General features: G+C 44.1%; 9 protein-coding genes, 2 tRNA genes and 3 rRNA genes. 3 read left to right on the plus strand and 11 right to left on the minus strand.

The window, feature by feature from the left end:
- Positions 1–16: 16 nt before the first annotated feature.
- On the minus strand, positions 17–1,060 hold the full coding sequence (locus tag D3P12_RS01585) for an acyl-CoA dehydrogenase family protein (protein WP_118193349.1): 1,044 nt from the start codon (positions 1,058–1,060) through the stop codon (positions 17–19).
- Positions 1,061–1,185: 125 nt separating this feature from the next.
- Between D3P12_RS01585 and gcvP the strand changes: the two genes are divergently transcribed.
- Positions 1,186–4,065 (plus strand): aminomethyl-transferring glycine dehydrogenase, encoded by a 2,880-nt coding sequence (gene gcvP, locus D3P12_RS01590; protein WP_118196925.1) that lies wholly within the window; start codon positions 1,186–1,188, stop codon positions 4,063–4,065.
- A gap of 98 nt (positions 4,066–4,163) precedes the next feature.
- On the opposite strand, the gene recA is transcribed toward gcvP, so the two are convergent.
- The 9 genes from recA to D3P12_RS01635 all read right to left on the minus strand — a co-directional run bounded on the left by recA (position 4,164) and on the right by D3P12_RS01635 (position 13,184).
- A complete protein-coding gene (gene recA / locus D3P12_RS01595) occupies positions 4,164–5,192 on the minus strand; it encodes a recombinase RecA (protein WP_118193350.1) in 1,029 nt (342 codons plus the stop codon).
- Between the two features lie 89 nt (positions 5,193–5,281).
- The gene (gene nth / locus D3P12_RS01600) at positions 5,282–5,947 is read right to left on the minus strand and encodes an endonuclease III (RefSeq protein ID WP_118193351.1); all 666 of its coding nucleotides are present in this window, start codon (positions 5,945–5,947) and stop codon (positions 5,282–5,284) included.
- A 35-nt stretch (positions 5,948–5,982) separates the two neighbouring features.
- Complete coding sequence (locus D3P12_RS01605) at positions 5,983–6,177, minus strand: hypothetical protein (protein WP_118193352.1); 195 nt, start codon at positions 6,175–6,177, stop codon at positions 5,983–5,985.
- Between the two features lie 123 nt (positions 6,178–6,300).
- Complete coding sequence (locus D3P12_RS01610) at positions 6,301–7,914, minus strand: S8 family peptidase (RefSeq protein ID WP_118193353.1); 1,614 nt, start codon at positions 7,912–7,914, stop codon at positions 6,301–6,303.
- Positions 7,915–8,087: 173 nt separating this feature from the next.
- Positions 8,088–8,199, minus strand: a 5S ribosomal RNA gene (rrf, locus tag D3P12_RS01615).
- A 98-nt stretch (positions 8,200–8,297) separates the two neighbouring features.
- A 23S ribosomal RNA gene (locus tag D3P12_RS01620) occupies positions 8,298–11,187 on the minus strand.
- Positions 11,188–11,378: 191 nt separating this feature from the next.
- Positions 11,379–11,452 (minus strand) — tRNA-Ala (locus tag D3P12_RS01625).
- An 11-nt stretch (positions 11,453–11,463) separates the two neighbouring features.
- Positions 11,464–11,537 (minus strand) — tRNA-Ile (locus D3P12_RS01630).
- 117 nt (positions 11,538–11,654) lie between these two features.
- A 16S ribosomal RNA gene (locus D3P12_RS01635) occupies positions 11,655–13,184 on the minus strand.
- Together the 16S, 23S and 5S rRNA genes with 2 tRNA genes alongside form the textbook arrangement of a ribosomal RNA operon.
- A 977-nt stretch (positions 13,185–14,161) precedes the next feature.
- Here D3P12_RS01635 and D3P12_RS01645 point away from each other — a divergent pair.
- Positions 14,162–15,679, plus strand: coding sequence for a sulfatase family protein (locus tag D3P12_RS01645; protein ID WP_118193354.1), 1,518 nt, complete (start codon positions 14,162–14,164; stop codon positions 15,677–15,679).
- A 96-nt stretch (positions 15,680–15,775) separates the two neighbouring features.
- Positions 15,776–17,188 carry a Gfo/Idh/MocA family protein gene (locus D3P12_RS01650; protein WP_118193355.1) on the plus strand — a complete coding sequence of 471 codons (1,413 nt, stop codon included), beginning with the start codon at positions 15,776–15,778 and terminating at the stop codon, positions 17,186–17,188.
- Between the two features lie 5 nt (positions 17,189–17,193).
- Here the strand turns inward: D3P12_RS01650 and D3P12_RS01655 are convergent, their stop codons facing one another.
- Positions 17,194–19,983 (minus strand): outer membrane beta-barrel protein, encoded by a 2,790-nt coding sequence (locus tag D3P12_RS01655; RefSeq protein ID WP_118193356.1) that lies wholly within the window; start codon positions 19,981–19,983, stop codon positions 17,194–17,196.
- Positions 19,984–20,057: the final 74 nt, after the last annotated feature.

The following is a 20,057-nucleotide window of genomic DNA, read 5'->3' on the forward strand; positions in this document are numbered from 1 at the left end:
GTTATAAGAAAAATAATCAAACGTTGTGCCGCGGAAATAATAATCCGTGTTGCGATGCCACCTTAAAGTCGCGATACACCCTCGATATCTCATTAGCTTCAAAAACTGTACTCATTCCCGTATACGCATAAAGATGATCGACCAGATCTCGACTTAATTGAGCGGTTTGATTAACAGCCATACTAAATCTTTTGTTCAGATTTTCTTCTAAAGGTAGTCGTTCAACAGTCCGCGTCCAAAGCTCTTCGAGGAACGCAAACATCTTACTTCTGCTTTCCATAAACAAGCGGTTCAATCGATCGTATTCAGAAACTTCAATCGATCGCACATTCGCGTATTCCAAGACTCTTTTAGTAAAGCCAATTGCCAAACCCGTCACCATTACCACCATGTTAATCTCAGCCAAAACATTGAAAGGAAAACGATAAAGTGGTGTATCTATTTTATTCGACACGTTCTGCAAATCAAACTTATACTTAGCAGGAATCCACACTTTCTCTACTTTAAAATCACAGCTCGACGTGGCTTTCATCCCATAAACGTGCCATGTATCTAAAACTTCAACATCTTCTCTGGGCACTAAAAATGATTGATAGTTACCATCTCCGTCAATTTTTGCGTTAAGTGAAAACCAGTTTGCATGAGCCGACCCGCTGGCATACTTCCATTTCCCAGAAATTAAAAAACCGTCAGCTTCTGATTCTGCCGTACCTGTCGCAGCACCGCTTCCCGCAACACAGGTTTTCTTATTGCTAAATATGGTGCGTGCCGCTTCTTCATCCATAAACCCAGCGAACATATTGGCACCAGCCCCAAGATTGATCACCCAAGCAAGTGCCCCGTCAACTTCTGCATAGCTTTCCATCAATTTTGCGAACGAAGGCAGATCCATTTCTTCACCGCCAAATTTTTTAGGCACCAGAAGATGGAAGAGCTCATTCCGATAAATATAATCTAGCTGGGCCCTCGTCATTCGAGCATTTCGCTCAGCTTCGGAAGATTCCTTCATGAGTAAACTCCGGGATAGGGATAGTTCATTAATGTGTGTTGAATACGACATTTATATTAATCTTTGTGACGTATGCTTATCAAAATTTGTGGACTTTATTCTTTACCTTTGCAAAGAAAATAAAGCCGATATTATACTCAAATAAGGCTATATTTTTATTAAAAAACAAAGATTCAATGAAAATAGACTTTAATTTCCAGGAGCGATTTGAAGATCGACACATTTCCCCGAGTGAAGCTGATGTTCCTGCCATGTTACAAACTATTGGAGTAGACTCCATTGATGAGTTAATAGACAAAACTATTCCTGAAAATATCAGGTTAAAATCACCTTTAGCTTTACCATCGGCCTTAAGTGAAGTAGACTACTTGAAAAAAATGAAGCAGTTAGCTTCAAAAAACAAAGTATTTAAATCTTATATCGGTCAAGGATATTATGATGTCAACCTACCAACCGTTATCCTTCGCAATGTTTTAGAGAACCCAGGATGGTACACACAATATACCCCTTATCAAGCGGAAATCGCGCAAGGCAGATTACAGGCTCTTCTAAACTTCCAGACTGCTGTTATTGACCTGACGGGAATGGAAATTGCCAACGCTTCCTTGTTAGATGAGGCTACCGCTGCCGCTGAAGCTATGTTTATGCAATATAGTATCCGTAAAAATAAGCAAGCCAACACCTTTTTCGTTTCCGAAAACATATTTCCCCAAACCCTCGATGTTATCCGCACACGTGGCGAATCTTATGGTATTGAGCTGATCGTAGGTGATATTAAAAACATTGAATTAAATGAAAATATCTTTGGCGCTATCGTGCAGTATCCATCAGCCGATGGAGCGATAAGTGATTTCAAAGAATTGGCTGACAAGCTTCATGCTGAAAAAATGAGCCTTGGCGTCATTGCTGACATCATGAGCCTTGCTCTACTAACCCCTCCGGGAGAGTGGGGTGCCGATGTAGTTGTAGGCTCGACTCAGCGCCTGGGAATACCAATGGGTTTTGGTGGTCCGCACGCGGCTTATTTTGCAACGAAAGAAGCTTATAAAAGAAATATCCCCGGTCGCATTATCGGTGTAACAATTGATGCTACAGGTAAATATGCGCTAAGAATGGCCTTACAAACACGAGAACAGCATATCCGTCGTGATAAAGCCTCTTCTAATATCTGTACAGCACAGGCCTTGCTAGCCATTATGGCCAGTTTTTACGCAGTTTATCACGGCCCTAAGGGTATCAAGAACATTGCATCCAGAATTCATGGTATAACCTCCCTTCTAGCCAAAGCATTAGAAAATCTAGGTTATTCGATTAAGAATAAATCTTTTTTTGATACGCTGACTATTGAAGTAGGAAACCTGTTAGAGCCGATCCACGCTGAGGCACTTAACAATGAAATCAATCTTCGTTATGATAAAGAAGGTACCGTTGGGATTTCGATAGATGAAACAACAAGCCTAACCGATCTCGAAACTATTATCAAAGTATTTGCAAAGGTAAAGGGGCAAGGGAATAGCGAGTTTTCGATTGATGAACTCGCGAAAGATCTAGAAAACCGCATACCGGAAAATTTGCAAAGACAATCTGAATATCTTACACATCCGATATTCAACTCATATCATTCCGAGCATGAGATGCTTCGTTATATCAAATCATTGGAAGCAAAGGATTTATCCCTTTGCCACTCGATGATCCCTCTTGGATCATGTACAATGAAGTTAAATGCTACTTCAGAAATGATCCCACTTACTTGGTCTGAAATTGGGAATATTCACCCATTTGCACCATCCGATCAAACAAACGGCTATATGCAGTTATTTGATGAACTTAACCAATGGCTATGTGAAATAACCGGATTCAAAAAAATGAGCTTTCAGCCCAACTCAGGTGCTCAAGGAGAATACACAGGCCTCATGGTTATCCGAGCTTATCATCAAGCGAATGGAGAACACCAGCGTAACGTAGCTCTAATCCCAGCTTCTGCACACGGAACCAATCCAGCTTCTGCATCCATGGCAGGCATGAAAATTGTCGTTATTAAATGTGATGAACGAGGTAATATTGACGTAGAAGACCTAAGAGAACAAGCCGAAAAGCACAGAGATAACTTGTCATGTCTGATGGTTACCTATCCATCAACATACGGTGTTTTCGAAGAAGCGATTGTCGAAATGTGTGAGATTATTCACAAAAACGGCGGCCAGGTTTACATGGACGGTGCGAACATGAATGCTCAAGTCGGCTTCACTAGCCCCGGAACGATTGGAGCGGATGTTTGTCACTTGAATCTTCATAAGACCTTTTGTATCCCTCATGGAGGTGGTGGACCAGGTATGGGGCCTATCGGTGTTGCCAGTCATCTTGTTGATTTCCTTCCCGGACACTCGGTTGTTGAACTAGAAGGCAGCCGTTCCATCTCTTCGGTATCAGCAGCTCCTTGGGGTTCCGCGTCGATACTAGTTATTTCTCATGGCTATATTGCTATGATGGGTGCCGAAGGACTAACGAATGCTACGCGTTACGCCATTCTTAATGCGAATTATATTAAAGCCCGCTTAGAGAAAAATTATGCAGTGCTTTACTCAGGGGTCAACAATACCTGTGCACATGAAATGATCATAGACTGCCGATTATTCAAACCTCTAGGTATCGAAGTGACAGATATCGCTAAGCGTTTAATGGATTATGGCTTCCATGCTCCAACTGTGTCTTTCCCAGTTGCTGGCACACTTATGATTGAGCCGACGGAGTCTGAATCTAAGTCTGAGCTTGACAGGTTCTGTGATGCACTACTCTCTATCCGTCAGGAAATTCAGGCAATTGAGGATGGTGGCGACAAAATCAATAATCCACTCAAGAATGCACCTCATACCGCACAAGCTATTGCCGATTCAGAATGGGATCGGAGTTACAGTCGAGAAGAAGCCGCATTCCCTTTAGAATATATTCGTGAAAACAAATTCTGGCCTTCCGTAGGCCGTGTAAACGATTCCTATGGTGATCGTACTCTTATCTGTGCCTGTCCGCCGATAGAAGAATATATGGAGGAAGTATAATAATACTTCTTCCATAGAATAAAAAAGAATATAAAAAATAGCTGTAGCGACGATCGCTACAGCTATTTTTATTTAATTACCTATAAGTCTAAGATCTCTTAATCTCCACCTAACTCATTCATCTCATCAAGCTTTTCACCTGTGACTTCTGTTCTAATCTTCGCTTCAAGTTCATCCATTAAATCTGGATTATCCAATAAAAGTTTCTTCACAGCATCACGTCCTTGACCGAGGCGCGTATCTCCATAACTAAACCAAGACCCTGACTTTTTAATGATATTGAAGTCAACTCCCAAGTCAATAATTTCACCAACTTTTGAGATCCCCTCTCCAAACATAATATCAAATTCAGCTACTCGGAAAGGCGGAGCCACCTTGTTCTTAACAATTTTTACCTTTACACGGTTACCTGATACCTCATCTGTATCCTTAATCTGCGAAGTTCTTCTAATATCCAATCTAACAGATGCATAGAACTTCAATGCATTTCCTCCAGTTGTTGTTTCCGGATTACCGAACATAACACCAATCTTCTCTCTCAACTGATTAATAAAAATACAGCAACAATTTGTCTTTGAAATTGTACCAGTAAGCTTACGCAAAGCTTGTGACATTAATCTCGCTTGCAACCCCATCTTCGAGTCACCCATCTCTCCTTCTATTTCTGCCTTCGGAACCAAAGCTGCAACAGAGTCAATCACAATGATATCAATTGCACCTGAACGAATTAAATTATCAGCAATCTCAAGCGCTTGTTCTCCATTATCTGGCTGTGCAATCAATAAGTTCTCAATATCTACCCCTAATTTGCTAGCATAATATTTATCAAATGCATGTTCCGCATCAATTATCGCTGCTACCCCACCTTTTTTCTGGGCTTCTGCTATCATATGTGTAGCTAAGGTTGTTTTACCAGAAGACTCTGGCCCATAAATCTCAACAACTCTCCCTTTCGGAACTCCTCCAATACCTAAAGCAATATCTAAGCCCAATGAACCTGTAGAAATAGAGTCAATCGGCTCAACAGCCGAATCACCTAATTTCATTACAGCACCTTTTCCGTAGGATTTTTCTAATTTGTCCAAGGTTAATTGCAGAGCCTTTAACTTTTCAGCATTCTCATTCATAACGATAATCTAAATATAAATAACAATAATTTTCTATTACTAATAATTTTAGCCAAAATACAACAAACAATTAACAATTACAAACAATACTAAATTATTTTGCTCGAACTTAATTTCGGCCTGATCTCTTTTTCATAATATCTACAGAATGTCGTAAGCGGACAAATTTCACACTTTGGTTTACGTGCGACACATATATAGCGCCCATGCAATATAAGCCAATGGTGAGCAATATGTATCGAATCTTTAGGTAAGTTTTTTACTAAATCTTTCTCCACCGCTAAAACAGTTTTTCCATTAGTCAAACCTATTCGCCTTGACACTCTGAACACATGTGTATCGACCGCCATCGCAGGATGATTGTAAATAACAGACACAATAACATTCGCCGTCTTCCTTCCTACTCCTGGCAACTTAATTAGTTGCTCTACCGTATCGGGTACCTGTCCGTTAAATTCTTCAACCAGCATCTTAGCCATACCTACAAGATGCTTTGACTTATTATTCGGATAACTTATACTTCGGATATAGTCAAAAACGATATCGGAACTACTATCTGCTAATGCTTGTGGGTTTGGAAAACGTTCAAAAAGCGCGGGGGTTACCATATTAACCCTTTTATCGGTACACTGCGCAGATAAGATAACCGCTACTAAAAGTTGATATGGATTATTATAGTGAAGCTCGGTTTCTGCATCGGGTTGATTATTAGAAAAGTAATCGACGAAAGCTTTGAATCTATCTTTTTTCAACATAATCAAAGATAGGAATTAGATTACCTAAATGAAACCTATAGATTCTTGGAAAACTCTAAAAGATGCTGAACAATCTGTTCTCTCGGATTAACTAACTCCTGATCTAATAAAGACGCTAATTTCCGATCAATAGAAAAACTCTCTGCTTGATCAACTCGACGAATCTTGTGTAACAAGTCTGCTTTCTTTGCGTTATATTTCCGACTGTTAGAGGTAAATATTTCATCCATAAGCATAAAAATTAGCATTTTAGAATAAGTATAACGCTAAGCTACCAGGATTAGTATTGAAATTCCCGAAATAATCAAATTCAGTCGAACAATTTCTCAATAAGGGCTTTATATCAAACAAGGCTATTTACGTTGAGACCGCTTCTCAGCCAACTCCAAAGCTTCATACGCATTTGCGATGCCACCAGTGACACTAATATCACTCAGATAAACTCGCTTATTCGTATTATCCTCCCGAATTTTCACCTTATCATCTATTTTTACTACCGATTGGAGAATGATATCCTTTACTTCAAGTGCGGTAAACTCCGGATAATACGACCGAATCAATGCAGCTAACCCAGCAACAACAGGCGACGCCATGCTCGTCCCGCTCGCTTCTTTATACGCAGAACTTGGAATACTCGAGTAGATATCCACCCCTGGTGCGAATAAATCGACCGTTTGTTTACCATAATTGGAAAATGAAGCAACTAAGTTATCTTTATCCCAAGAAGTTGCACCAACCTCTATCCACGCATCTCCTTGCCCCTGATTAAAACCTAAGCTGTCCACATAACGTGGGTTAGGGTAACTCGTGAATTTATCATTATTTTTGCTGTCATTTCCTGCAGCGTGAACCAATAAAACATCATTTTCCATCGCATATCTCACTGCTTCGTCAACAACTTGCTTATCTTTAACATACGCTTTACCAAAGCTCATGTTAATCACTTTAGCTCCATTGTCCACGGCATAACGAATCCCATTAGCAACATCCTTGTCCCGTTCATCACCATCGGGCACAACTCGCACGCCCATAATCAATACTTCATCAGCTACCCCTTTTATACCTATATCATTGCTTCTAACTGCTCCAATGATCCCTGCAACATGGGTTCCGTGTTCACCATCCGGACCTTCAACATCCGAATTTCCATAGATACGTTCACTACTATCTTCATAGTCATCTCCGACGATGTCACGAGATTGATACTCCATATTCAGATGATACTTTAACTGATTCGAATAATACTCAAACGCCTCTTCCAGTTCTTCATAAAATTTCTCAAAAGACTTATCCTTCATTTCTGAAGCGATAATCCTCAAAGCGCGAGATTCATTACGATTTTTTGCTTTATATGCACTAAATTGCGAAGCAGTCGGATTAGATTCCCCAATATCAGCGACGATACTATCAACAACATCCTTAAGCATCCCATAGTTCAGTTCTCCCATCCGGGCTTGTTTCAACTTCGCCATGTAATCTGTCGTCATTTTCTGATACTCATCAAACGCACGCTTCTCCTCTTCGTTAAGCGGCGTAGAAGGTAGAACAGATATATACTTTGGTTGCAATTCCCTAAGCAAACGTACAACCTCTAGATTATCAAAATGAACGTTCTCCCCTTCTGCATTTCCAATGAAATTCCAGCCGTGAACATCATCGATATAACCATTATTATCATCGTCGACACCATTCCCCGCAACTTCTTTTTCATTCACCCACATCACATCTTTAAGATCCTCATGGTCAGCCTGAACACCACCATCGATCACCGCCACGATAACCTTTTCACCTTTCTTATCCTTCAATAAGGTTCTATACGCTTTCTCTGTGCTTAAGCCATGAACCCCATCATCAGCAAAATCTAGATTTTGCCAGTTAGCTTTCCCCGCCTTATACTCCTGTGCAAAAGCAGTGGATAGTAACCCAATAAAAAAAACTGATAAAACTACTTTATGTAAATTAACCATATATCTTCATCTAATACTGTTATCACAAAGATAAAAGAATATCGTTCGCAAAATGGTTAAAAAGCGTTAAAAAAAGCTGGGGAAGGTATTTTGGCTTTTCAAGGAGGGTGTTTTTGGTTATGCCCACAAATACCACGGGCCCGTCCACTTCTGTGAACGGGCCCGGGAAAAGGGTAGGGCGCCGACCTACTCTCCCACCTGTTACGGCAGTACCATCGGCTCTGGCGGGCTTAACTTCTCTGTTCGGTATGGGAAGAGGTGGACACCGCCGATATAGGCACCTGAATATCTTGATATGCCAACCAGCCCACAACAGGGCAAGCGGCATTTGACATGCACTGGAAGAAAAAGGAAACCGAAAGAGAAAACAACAGTCTATCTGCTTGAGAAAGATTCGGGTGATTAGTACCGCTCGGCTTTGATATCTCTACCTTTACACCTGCGGCCTATCGACGTCGTAGTCTTCAACGGCCCTCAATGGAAGTCTCATCTCGTGGCTAGTTTCGCGCTTAGATGCTTTCAGCGCTTATCTATTCCCAACATAGCTACTCTGCGGTACAGCTGGCGCCATAACAGATACACCAGAGGTTGGTCCATCCCGGTCCTCTCGTACTAAGGACAGCCCCACTCAAACTTCCTGCGCCCACAACAGATAGGGACCGAACTGTCTCGCGACGTTCTGAACCCAGCTCGCGTGCCACTTTAATGGGCGAACAGCCCAACCCTTGGGACCTTCTCCAGCCCCAGGATGTGACGAGCCGACATCGAGGTGCCAAACCTCCCCGTCGATATGAGCTCTTGGGGGAGATCAGCCTGTTATCCCCAGAGTACCTTTTATCCTTTGAGCGATGGCCCTTCCATGCAGAACCACCGGATCACTATATCCGTCTTTCGACCCTGATCGACTTGTAGGTCTCACAGTCAAGCAAGCTTATGCTATTGCACTCCACGTACGGTTACCAAGCGTACTGAGCTTACCTTTGAAAGCCTCCGTTACCTTTTTGGAGGCGACCACCCCAGTCAAACTACCCACCAAACAATGTCCCCCGCTTAAGCGGGGTTAGGAACCGAGTACAGAAAGGGTGGTATTTCAAGGTTGATTCCACGATGCCTGGCGACACCGCTTCACAATCTCCCACCTATCCTACACATCCTGCACCCAGTCACAATGTTAAGCTATAGTGAAGGTTCATGGGGTCTTTCCGTCCCGTTGCGGGTAATCGGCGTCTTCACCGATACCACAATTTCACCGAGCTCATGGCCGAGACAGCGCCCAGATCGTTACACCATTCGTGCAGGTCGGAACTTACCCGACAAGGAATTTCGCTACCTTAGGACCGTTATAGTTACGGCCGCCGTTTACTGGGGCTTCGATTCAATGCTTCGCCTTGCGACTAACATCCCCTCTTAACCTTCCAGCACCGGGCAGGTGTCAGGCCTTATACATCATCTTTCGATTTGGCAAAGCCATATGTTTTTGTTAAACAGTCGCCTGGGCCGTTTCACTGCGGCTTCTCCACCCCCGAAGGAATGGAGGAAGCGCCCCTTCTCCCGAAGTTACAGGGCCATTTTGCCGAGTTCCTTAGCCATGATTCACTCGAGCACCTTAGGATTCTCTCCTCGACCACCTGTGTCGGTTTGCGGTACGGGTTTTTACAGCCTGAAGCTTAGCGGGTTTTCTTGGAAGTCTGATTACCTGCACTATCAGCGCACCCGAAGGCTTGCTGTACTGTCGGGATTCAGCAGGAACGGCGGATTTGCCTACCATCCCTATACCTACACCCTTCAACGAACTATTCCGTCAGTTCGCGGCAGTGTCACTACTCCGTCACCACATCGCAGCTGTAAAAAGTACTGGAATATTAACCAGTTGTCCATCGGATTCCCCCTTCGGGTACACCTTAGGACCCGACTAACCCTGATCCGATTAGCGTTGATCAGGAAACCTTGGTCTTTCGGTGGGCGGGTTTCTCGCCCGCCTTATCGTTACTTATGCCTACATTTGCTTTTCCAGAAGATCCAGCACGCCTTACGGCATACCTTCAGCTCCGCTGGAATGCTCCCCTACCGATCTTTCGATCCCATAGCTTCGGTGATACGCTTGATGCCCGTTTATTATCCATGCCCGATCGCTCGACTAGTGAGCTGTTACGCACTCTTTAAATGAATGGCTGCTTCCAAGCCAACATCCTAGCTGTCTGTGCAATCGGACCTCGTTAGCTCAACTTAGCGTATACTTGGGGACCTTAGCTGATGGTCTGGGTTCTTTCCCTCTCGGCCCTGGACCTTAGCACCCAGAGCCTCACTGCCGGTTATATTTCATAGCATTCGGAGTTTGTCTGGATTTGGTAGGATGTGACTCCCCCGCACCCAATCAGTAGCTCTACCTCTATGAAACTCAACACCGACGCTGTTCCTAAAAACATTTCGGGGAGTACGAGCTATTTCCCAGTTTGATTAGCCTTTCACCCCTACCCACAGATCATCCGGAAACTTTTCAACGTTTATCGGTTCGGTCCTCCAGTACGTGTTACCGTACCTTCAACCTGTCCATGGGTAGATCACAAGGTTTCGCGTCTACCTCCCCTGACTGTGCGCCCTGTTCAGACTCGCTTTCGCTGCGGATCCGTGGCTGAACCACTTAACCTTGCCAGGGAAGAGTAACTCGTAGGCTCATTATGCAAAAGGCACGCCGTCACGGGACAAGCCCGCTCCGACCGCTTGTAAGCACACGGTTTCAGGTTCTATTTCACTCCCCTGTTCGGGGTTCTTTTCACCTTTCCCTCACGGTACTAGTCCACTATCGGTCTCTCAGGAGTATTTAGCCTTACCAGATGGTGCTGGCAGATTCCCACAGGGCGTCTCCGACCCCGCGGTACTCAGGATGCTGCTAGACCAGGGTCGCTTACGTATACGTGGCTGTCACACGCTATGGCCCCCGTTTTCCACCGGGGTTCTACTTCGCTAACCTGTAATCACATCGCAGTCCTACAACCCCGAACATGCCGTAACATGTCCGGTTTGGGCTCTTTCCCTTTCGCTCGCCACTACTCAGGAAATCATTGTTATTTTCTTCTCCTCCGCCTACTTAGATGTTTCAGTTCAGCGGGTTTGCTCTTCTTCGTGACATGTCTTCAACATGCCGGGTTGCCCCATTCGGAAATCCACGGATCAAGTCATATGTGCTGATCCCCGTGGCTTATCGCAGCTTATCACGTCCTTCATCGCCTCTGAGAGCCTAGGCATCCACCGTGTGCCCTTTCTTACTTTCTTCTCCGCATACCCTTTTGCTAGTATATGCGGATGCTTTTATTGTCTGCCGGTACCCTAAAGGCACCAGCGTCTCTACTGTTGTCTTCTCTTCAATTTACTTTTTCTTCCAATATGTCAAAGAACGTTCGGGAAACCGATTGTACGGACCCGGATGGCGGGTTAGGCCTCCGGGAACCTCACGGCCCCTACTGTGGAGAATATCGGAGTCGAACCGATGACCTCCTGCGTGCAAGGCAGGCGCTCTAGCCAGCTGAGCTAATTCCCCATCTAATTGAGTAGTCCCGAGCAGATTTGAACTGCTGACCCCTACATTATCAGTGTAGTGCTCTAACCAACTGAGCTACGGGACTAGCTTTTCAATGCTGCAAGGGTACCTCATAGGGGAGCGGTACTCTTATTCTTCATTCTTTATGTCTCTATCAAGAAAATCTCATGGCGCAACGAGCATCAACAACCGGATGCTCTAGAAAGGAGGTATTCCAGCCGCACCTTCCGGTACGGCTACCTTGTTACGACTTAGCCCCAATTACCGGTTTTACCTTAGTACGCTCCTCGCGGTTACATACTTCAGGTACCCCCAGCTTTCATGGCTTGACGGGCGGTGTGTACAAGGCCCGGGAACGTATTCACCGCGTCATTGCTGATACGCGATTACTAGCGAATCCAACTTCACGGGGTCGAGTTGCAGACCCCGATCCGAACTGTGACCGGCTTTGAGAGATTGGCATACCATTGCTGGCTAGCTGCCCTCTGTACCGGCCATTGTAGCACGTGTGTAGCCCCGGACGTAAGGGCCATGATGACTTGACGTCGTCCCCACCTTCCTCACTGTTTGCACAGGCAGTCTGTTTAGAGTCCCCACCATAACATGCTGGCAACTAAACATAGGGGTTGCGCTCGTTGCGGGACTTAACCCAACACCTCACGGCACGAGCTGACGACAGCCATGCAGCACCTAGTTTCGTGTCCCGAAGGACGTATCCGTCTCTGGATACTTCACTAACTTTCAAGCCCGGGTAAGGTTCCTCGCGTATCATCGAATTAAACCACATGCTCCTCCGCTTGTGCGGGCCCCCGTCAATTCCTTTGAGTTTCAACCTTGCGGCCGTACTCCCCAGGTGGAATACTTAACGCTTTCGCTTGGACGCTGACTGTATATCGCCAACATCGAGTATTCATCGTTTAGGGCGTGGACTACCAGGGTATCTAATCCTGTTTGATCCCCACGCTTTCGTGCCTCAGCGTCAATCATACTTTAGTAAGCTGCCTTCGCAATCGGTGTTCTGTGACATATCTATGCATTTCACCGCTACTTGTCACATTCCGCCTACCTCAAGTACATTCAAGCCCGACAGTATCAAAGGCACTGCGATGGTTGAGCCACCGTCTTTCACCCCTGACTTATCAGGCCGCCTACGCACCCTTTAAACCCAATAATTCCGGATAACGCTCGGATCCTCCGTATTACCGCGGCTGCTGGCACGGAGTTAGCCGATCCTTATTCACCAGGTACATTCAGCCCATTACACGTAATGGGGTTTATTCCCTGGTAAAAGCAGTTTACAACCCAGAGGGCCGTCTTCCTGCACGCGGCATGGCTGGTTCAGAGTTGCCTCCATTGACCAATATTCCTTACTGCTGCCTCCCGTAGGAGTCTGGGCCGTGTCTCAGTCCCAGTGTGGGGGGTCATCCTCTCAGATCCCCTAGACATCGTCGCCTTGGTGTGCCGTTACCACTCCAACTAGCTAATGTCACGCGAGCCCATCGCTGTCCCATAAATGTTTGATCAGTATGCAATGCTGCTAACTGATGTTATGCGGTATTAATCCGGATTTCTCCGGGCTATCCCCCAGACAGCGGTAGGTTGCTCACGCGTTACGCACCCGTACGCCACTCTCACCAAAGGTAAGCAAGCTCACCTCTGGATCCCGTTCGACTTGCATGTATTAGGCCTGCCGCTAGCGTTCATCCTGAGCCAGGATCAAACTCTCCATTGTAAAAATGTGTGTTTGCTACCTGACCCTATTCACTCAAAATCTGTTCATAGAATCGGTACCGTATTTGTATCTACCGTACCGGTCATTGACTTGGTTTGAACTTTTTAAACTTTCGTTCTCTCAAACTACTCGTTACGCTACATGATAATCTTCTCTTTTAAGAACTTGTCGCCGGTGGCCTCACGGGCCGGCTGTTTTTTTATATCTACCGGTGGGCACCCCACCGTATCGATCTTCTTTTTTTTCAGTACCCCAAGGCGTCGCGCCCCGGGCCCCGTCCGTTTCGGGATTGCAAAGGTAAGAGCTTTTTTTGATTCCGCAAAATAAAAAAAATTATTTTTTTCCGGTGCCCCTGCCCGCCCCGCCAGAGCGGGGCGCAAAGATCGGGAGTCCGGGACGAAAGGCAAAAAAAACCGGAAAAGACCGGAAGCCCTAAAACCCAAAAACATCCCCCCTTCAATGAACGAACCCGCATTCCCTCGTTTGCGGGATGCAAAGATAGGAACTAAACCGCAACTTCCAAACTACAACGAAACTTATTCCCAAAGAAAAATACAAAACACTGAAAAACAAGATGATTAATTTTCATTATCAGAATTAATAAAACTCCAAAGCACAAAAATGAACCATACGGCATCCTTATCGTAAAGAAAAAGCTTACATCATTTTGAGCCTACTCGATATAACTTGTTTTACATTATCCAATATTAAAGGCATATTAATTACCTAAGTAATCCCTATTTTTGATCGTTTGAACGGGAGCATTACGGGATCAATTGGGATTTAATAGGCTATTGACTCAAACCAAGTACAACCCAAACCCGATCGATCTCCACTCAAAACAGGGCAAACTTTCGGTGAGGATCTCAATAAATCTCCTCTGAACCGAATAAATTTTCTAACTAGGATATCCGAAACGACCGTGATTATTGTATCTTTAATTAAAAACAGTTGGACACCATTAACGCTACACCCAAATGAAAACAAACATTCGAATCTGCTGTATCTGGACATTGTTTCTATTCCTTTTAAATTTCCCACCACAGTACACGAATGCCCAAACGACCAATGCTCCGAATGTTATCATCATCAACGTCGATGATCTGGGTTACGGAGACCTCGGTATCTATGGCGCAACCGAAATAAAAACACCAAATATCGACGCACTGGCAGCGAAAGGGGTTCGTTTTACAAATGGGCATGCCACATCGGCAACCTGCACTCCATCACGATATGCACTGATCACAGGCGAATACCCTTGGCGGCAAGGTGCAAAGATTCTACCCGGCGATGCTGCTTTGATTATTTCTACAGACAAAACAACAGTCCCGGCTCTATTTCAACAAGCGGGTTACGCAACTGGAATTGTCGGAAAATGGCATTTAGGTTTGGGTGAAACAATCGAAAAAAATTGGAATCAGCCAATATCACCTGGGCCAAATGATGTTGGTTTCGATTATTCATTTATATTTCCCGCTACGGCAGATCGTGTTCCGACCGTCTTTATGGAGAACGGCATGGTGTTGGGCCTCGAAGAAAATGACCCAATCACTGTCAACTATCAACAACCCGTGGGCAACGACCCGACGGGGGCAGCGAACCCCGATCTTCTTAAAATGCCCGCTTCACCAAATCACGGACACAATAATACGATCGTAAACGGAATCGGCCGGATAGGCTATATGAGCGGAGGCCATAAAGCCAGATGGACGGATGAAGAAGTGCCCTTGACGTTTTTAATGAAAGCGAAAGAGTTTATCGAAACGAATCAAAAAAAGCCCTTCTTCCTTTATTATGCACTCACAGAACCTCATGTGCCACGAATGCCTTCGACCGTTTTCAAAGGCAAAAGTAAATTGGGGTATCGCGGCGACGCTATTTTGCAAATTGACTGGGCTGTGGGCGAGGTCATGAAACAGCTGAAAGCTTTGGGAATAGAAGACAAGACCATGATTATATTCACCAGTGACAATGGCCCGGTACTCGATGACGGTTATGTTGATTATGCGGTCGAGAAGAATGGTACGCACCGACCCGCAGGCCCGTTACGCGGGGGAAAATATAGTGCATTTGAAGGTGGAACCCGTGTTCCTCTTATTATTTCCTGGCCAGGAACAATCAAGCCGACTGTTTCTGATGCGTTGGTTTGCCAGGTTGATTTCTTAGCCTCTTTTTCAGAGTTAATCGACCAACGTATTCCCAACAATCAGGCGAAGGATAGCGAAAACTTGCTATCCGCTTTTTTGGGTCAATCACAAAAAGGCAGAGATGTCTTAATTAAACAAGGAGGTGCGATGACCGTAACCAAAGGAAATTGGAAATACATCAGTCCGCAAGCAGGCGCAGCAGTAGCAAAACTTACTAATATTGAAACCGGGAACTCGACAGAAGAGCAGCTATATAACCTCAGAGAGGATTTGGGAGAGCAGAAAAATGTCGCAGAAAAATATCCAGACAAAGTAATGGAAATGAAAAGTGCATTATCTGACTTTTAGACAATCGTTTGTGTTGCGATCGCATTTGGTTTTGGCATCTCTGTGTCTTATTATTGTATCAGAAACCTAATTTCATCATAACATATCTAACTTATTATGAGTACAAAAAGAAGAGACTTCCTTAAGCTGACCGGACTAACCGGGCTCGGTTTGGTGGGCGGTAGTTTGGTAGGCTGCGGAACACTAAATGCCGCTTCGAACGCTATCGGATCTGCTCGGCAGCCATCGAAACAGCACTTTAATATGAGTGGTTACGCTGCTCCGAAAATTGATACGGTACGTGTTGGGGTTATCGGTCTGGGGTCTAGGGGTCCGGGTGCAGTAAACCGACTTAGTCGTATAGATGGAGTAGAAATTAAGGGTCTCGGAGACCTGCTTCCGGAAAATGTAGAAGCCGTGAAAAAAAGACTTTCGTCAAGCAATCATAACCCAACATCCTATTCGGGTAGTGAAGATGCATGGAAAGAGCTCTGCGACCGTGAAGATATCGACCTGATCTACATCTGTACACCCTGGCATCTGCATACCCCCATGGCGGTTTATGCAATGGAAGCAGGCAAACATGTTGCTGTAGAAGTTCCCGCGGCGGTTACAGTCAACGAATGCTGGCAATTAGTCGAAACTTCGGAAAAAACGAAAAAGCATTGTATGATGCTAGAGAACTGTTGTTATGACTTTTTTGAATTGCTGACTTTAAATATGGCGAGACAGGGTTATTTTGGTGAGATTATTCATGCTGAAGGTGCATACATCCACGACTTGCTTGACCTGAATTTTTCAAAGACAGGTTATCAGGACATGTGGCGACTGAAAGAAAACTATCGTAATGGCAACCTTTATCCTACACATGGACTAGGTCCTGTTTGCCAGATAATGAATATTAATCGTGGCGATAAAATGGATTACCTGACATCCATGGCATCAAATGATTTCCACATGGCCGCCAGAGCGGAAGAGCTCGCTGCAAAAGACAATTTCTATAAAGAGTTTGCAGGCAAAGAATACCGTGGAAACATGAACACAACAAGCATACGCACATCAAAGGGGCGGACCATCATGATTCAGCACGATGTTACCTCGCCGCGACCTTACTCAAGAATCCATTTGGTAAGCGGGAGTAAGGCCTTCGCACGTAAATACCCTGAACCCGCCAGGATAGCAAAAGGCCATGAATGGATTTCACCCGAAGAATTTAAAAAGTTAGAGGCTGAATATACGCCAGAGATTGTAAAAAAAGTTGGCGAAATGGCAAAAAAGATTGGTGGACATGGGGGAATGGACTTTATGATGGACTGGCGGCTGATCGACTGCCTGCGAAACGGGCTCCCTCTTGATCAGGATGTTTACGACGCAGCTTCTTGGAGCGTTATCGCCCCTTTAAGTGAATGGTCGGTTGCCAATCGGTCAAATTCAATAGATATCCCTGATTTCACAGTAGGTTCGTGGAAAACAAACACACCTGTTAATCTCACATTAGAAGGCGGTGGGACAACCGGCGTATTGGCTTAATAATTCTACATTCGGGCCGGCTGATTAGGTCGGCCTCCGAATTTTCGGAGATTATAGGTAAAACTTACTATAAAATACTGGTTTAACATATTACTTTCACGGTCTTCGATGAACTGCTCGCTGATATCTCTGGAGATATTGGTGTTTGTATTCAAAATATCATAAGCAGAAAGAGCTATTTCACCCTGTTGACGGGAAAATAGCTTTTTTCCCAATGAAGCATTCCAAAGAACAAATCGCTGAGAGTCGTCATTTGTTAGACCTGTATTGTAATTATAATTGAAAGTCGAGGAAATACGTATACCCTTCATAAAAATAAAGGTGAAATCATTTCTCAAGTTCTGATTATAAAAGTTATAACTCAAGTCAGGATTCATATTGTTTCGTACAACGCTGTAATTCCCTCCGTAAGAAAAACTGAAAATAATTTTCTGACTTATTTTACTGTTAACTGCTATTCGCTGGTTAATGCCTGACGAATTAGCATAAGATAGCTGATTGTTGAGCATCCCGATATCTCGGGTGTGAAAAAGTCCGGTGTTGAGGCTCAAGTTGATCTTCAATTTCTCAATGGGAATTCCGAGAGTCACATGACCACGTAAGCGATAATAGCCGTCCACGTTTTCCGGTCTAGTTAACCGTCCTCCTTTTCCCAATATCAAGTCAGGGCCTATAACGGTATCCTGATCTGCGATCCACGTAGAGTTGACGATCCTATTATTTGAGAACTCCGCATCAATGTTTGTAGAAAAGTTTGCATTGGTTTCCCGATTCACAGTTTTATACCGGAGCGAGAAACGGTGACCATATTCCTGTTTTAAATCAGGATTACCAACTCGTATATTTAAAGAATTTTGGTTATTGATCACATTTTGTAGCTGATTAATGTTCGGGGCATTCGTCGCAGTACTGTAATTGATTCGAATATTCTTGTTCCTTGAAAAACGGTAGGTCAAACTAGCATTTGGCAGATAACTGCTGAATCGGCTTGAGTTCAGTTGCTCTTCCGGGAAATACTGATGATTTTGCAATTGCGCGCGCTGCATATCCAGTCCCAGATCAAAACGAAAGTCTTCTTTATTATATTGATAGCCTAGCCCTCCGCTATGATAGATATAATCATTTCTAAATTCATTCGATAGTTGCTCGTTCAGCTCACCAAACTGCCCTGTTTCAGCAAGAAATTCAAAAGTCTCACGATTGGAATAATTATTTGTATTCCGGATACTATAATTTACTTGTAATCGGCTCTGATCGTTGATTGGTTCTGTATAGGCCAGTCTTCCGGTTAGTCCATTCCCGTTTGCATAAGTATTGTTCTCATTATTAACGGTATCCGTTCTATCCAGCAGAAAATCTTCATAAAATTCGTTCATCGAAAGATTATAGGCTAGCCCCTTGTTACTGTTTATAGAACCATTCACACTTAATGATAGAGATCTGCCTTTCTTATTCAATCGTCTACGATAGGTAAAATCGCCCGAAAAATTGAGATTGTTCCGATCATTTTGATTGTCACGAACGGAGGAGTTTACGGGTTCCTGAGTTGTCAACATCGTCCTATTAAATGAATTTAACAAGATATCGCTTTGCTGATATTGAATGTTGGGACGAAAAGAGATGGAGTTATTTGTATCTACTTCATACTCCAAACGAAAGCTTGCCCGATGACTCATGTTCTCCCCTGATGCATTCTGTTGTTGTACGCTCAGCTGATTACTTCTGCTGCCGATCAGGTACTCCCGGTTGACCAGACTCTCTGTATAGCTATCTGTTTTATTAAAAGAATAATTTGCGTTTAGATCGAGTTGATCGCTCCATTCATTGTTATAGTTTATGGCAATATTATTGGTATTCCGCAAACCACTCCCGCCTGCGCCGGCATTATTCCGTCCGCGTCCTCTTGATCGGTTTCGGCCCTGATCTAATGTTTCACCGCCAGCAAGATTTTCCATCGAGAAGTCTTGTTGATTTACATTATTCGAAACTGCATTAAAAGAAACCCTCTTATCACCGTTAAATATATTGTAGCTTCCACCGGTATTATATTTTTCTGAATTGCCATATCCACCTGCAACTTTTCCAAAATAGCCGTGCCGCCTGTCTGGTTTCGTAATAATATTCATAACCTTCTTCCTTTCGCCATCATCAAAACCAGTAAATTTTGCCTGTTCACTCTGTTCATCAATCACTTGCAGCTTACTGATAATATCGGCGGGGATCGTTTTCATTGCAATGCGCGGATCTGTACTAAAGAACTCTTTACCATCGACCATAATCCGTTGCACCTCTTCGCCTTGAAAGGTAAGTTTACCTTCTGCGTCGATTTCCGCTCCTGGAAGCTGGCCGATTAAGGCATCGGCATCTGCATAAGGTTCCGTTGTAAATGCTCCGGCATCAAACTCGGTTGTATCTCCCTTCAACACAACCATTGGAGGTTTGGCATTAATGTCAACCGCAGTCAAAACTGTCATATCTAACGTCAGCAGGATGTTAAATTGTTCTGTTTTATTTTGGTCAAGCACAAATTGCTGTTGATAGATTTTAAATCCTAAAAAGTTTACTTTTAATGTATAAGGCCCGTTAGGGATGTTTGTGAAACGGAAGTCACCTCCCTCTCCCGAACTCGTTGAACGGATTACCGAATCAGCAGCAGTGATAACTTCAACCCGAGCCCCCATTAGCGGATTGTTGGTTAAACTATCTTTAACAATACCAGACACGGTGACCTGTGCAGATGCTATAAAAGAAAGGAGCAAGAAAAAGAGAACTAATAAAAGGTGTCCTTTAAACATAATTTAGGTAGAGCTGTTTTTAAGTATCTACCCTCTTAGAGAAGGATTTAAGCGTCAGGTTTAATCGTAACTAT

Origin of the sequence: Pedobacter indicus (assembly GCF_003449035.1) — a bacterium.
Lineage (GTDB): Bacteria > Bacteroidota > Bacteroidia > Sphingobacteriales > Sphingobacteriaceae > Albibacterium > Albibacterium indicum.

What these genes read in the sequence shown, in the direction of transcription:
- gcvP (WP_118196925.1), top strand. Translation starts at nt 1,186, where the DNA reads ATGAAAATAGACTTTAATTTCCAGGAGCGATTTGAAGATCGACACATT.
- D3P12_RS01645 (WP_118193354.1), top strand. Translation starts at nt 14,162, where the DNA reads ATGAAAACAAACATTCGAATCTGCTGTATCTGGACATTGTTTCTATTC.
- nth (WP_118193351.1), bottom strand. Translation starts at nt 5,947, where the DNA reads ATGTTGAAAAAAGATAGATTCAAAGCTTTCGTCGATTACTTTTCTAAT.
- D3P12_RS01655 (WP_118193356.1), bottom strand. Translation starts at nt 19,983, where the DNA reads ATGTTTAAAGGACACCTTTTATTAGTTCTCTTTTTCTTGCTCCTTTCT.
- D3P12_RS01650 (WP_118193355.1), top strand. Translation starts at nt 15,776, where the DNA reads ATGAGTACAAAAAGAAGAGACTTCCTTAAGCTGACCGGACTAACCGGG.
- D3P12_RS01605 (WP_118193352.1), bottom strand. Translation starts at nt 6,177, where the DNA reads ATGGATGAAATATTTACCTCTAACAGTCGGAAATATAACGCAAAGAAA.
- recA (WP_118193350.1), bottom strand. Translation starts at nt 5,192, where the DNA reads ATGAATGAGAATGCTGAAAAGTTAAAGGCTCTGCAATTAACCTTGGAC.
- D3P12_RS01585 (WP_118193349.1), bottom strand. Translation starts at nt 1,060, where the DNA reads ATGTCGTATTCAACACACATTAATGAACTATCCCTATCCCGGAGTTTA.
- D3P12_RS01610 (WP_118193353.1), bottom strand. Translation starts at nt 7,914, where the DNA reads ATGGTTAATTTACATAAAGTAGTTTTATCAGTTTTTTTTATTGGGTTA.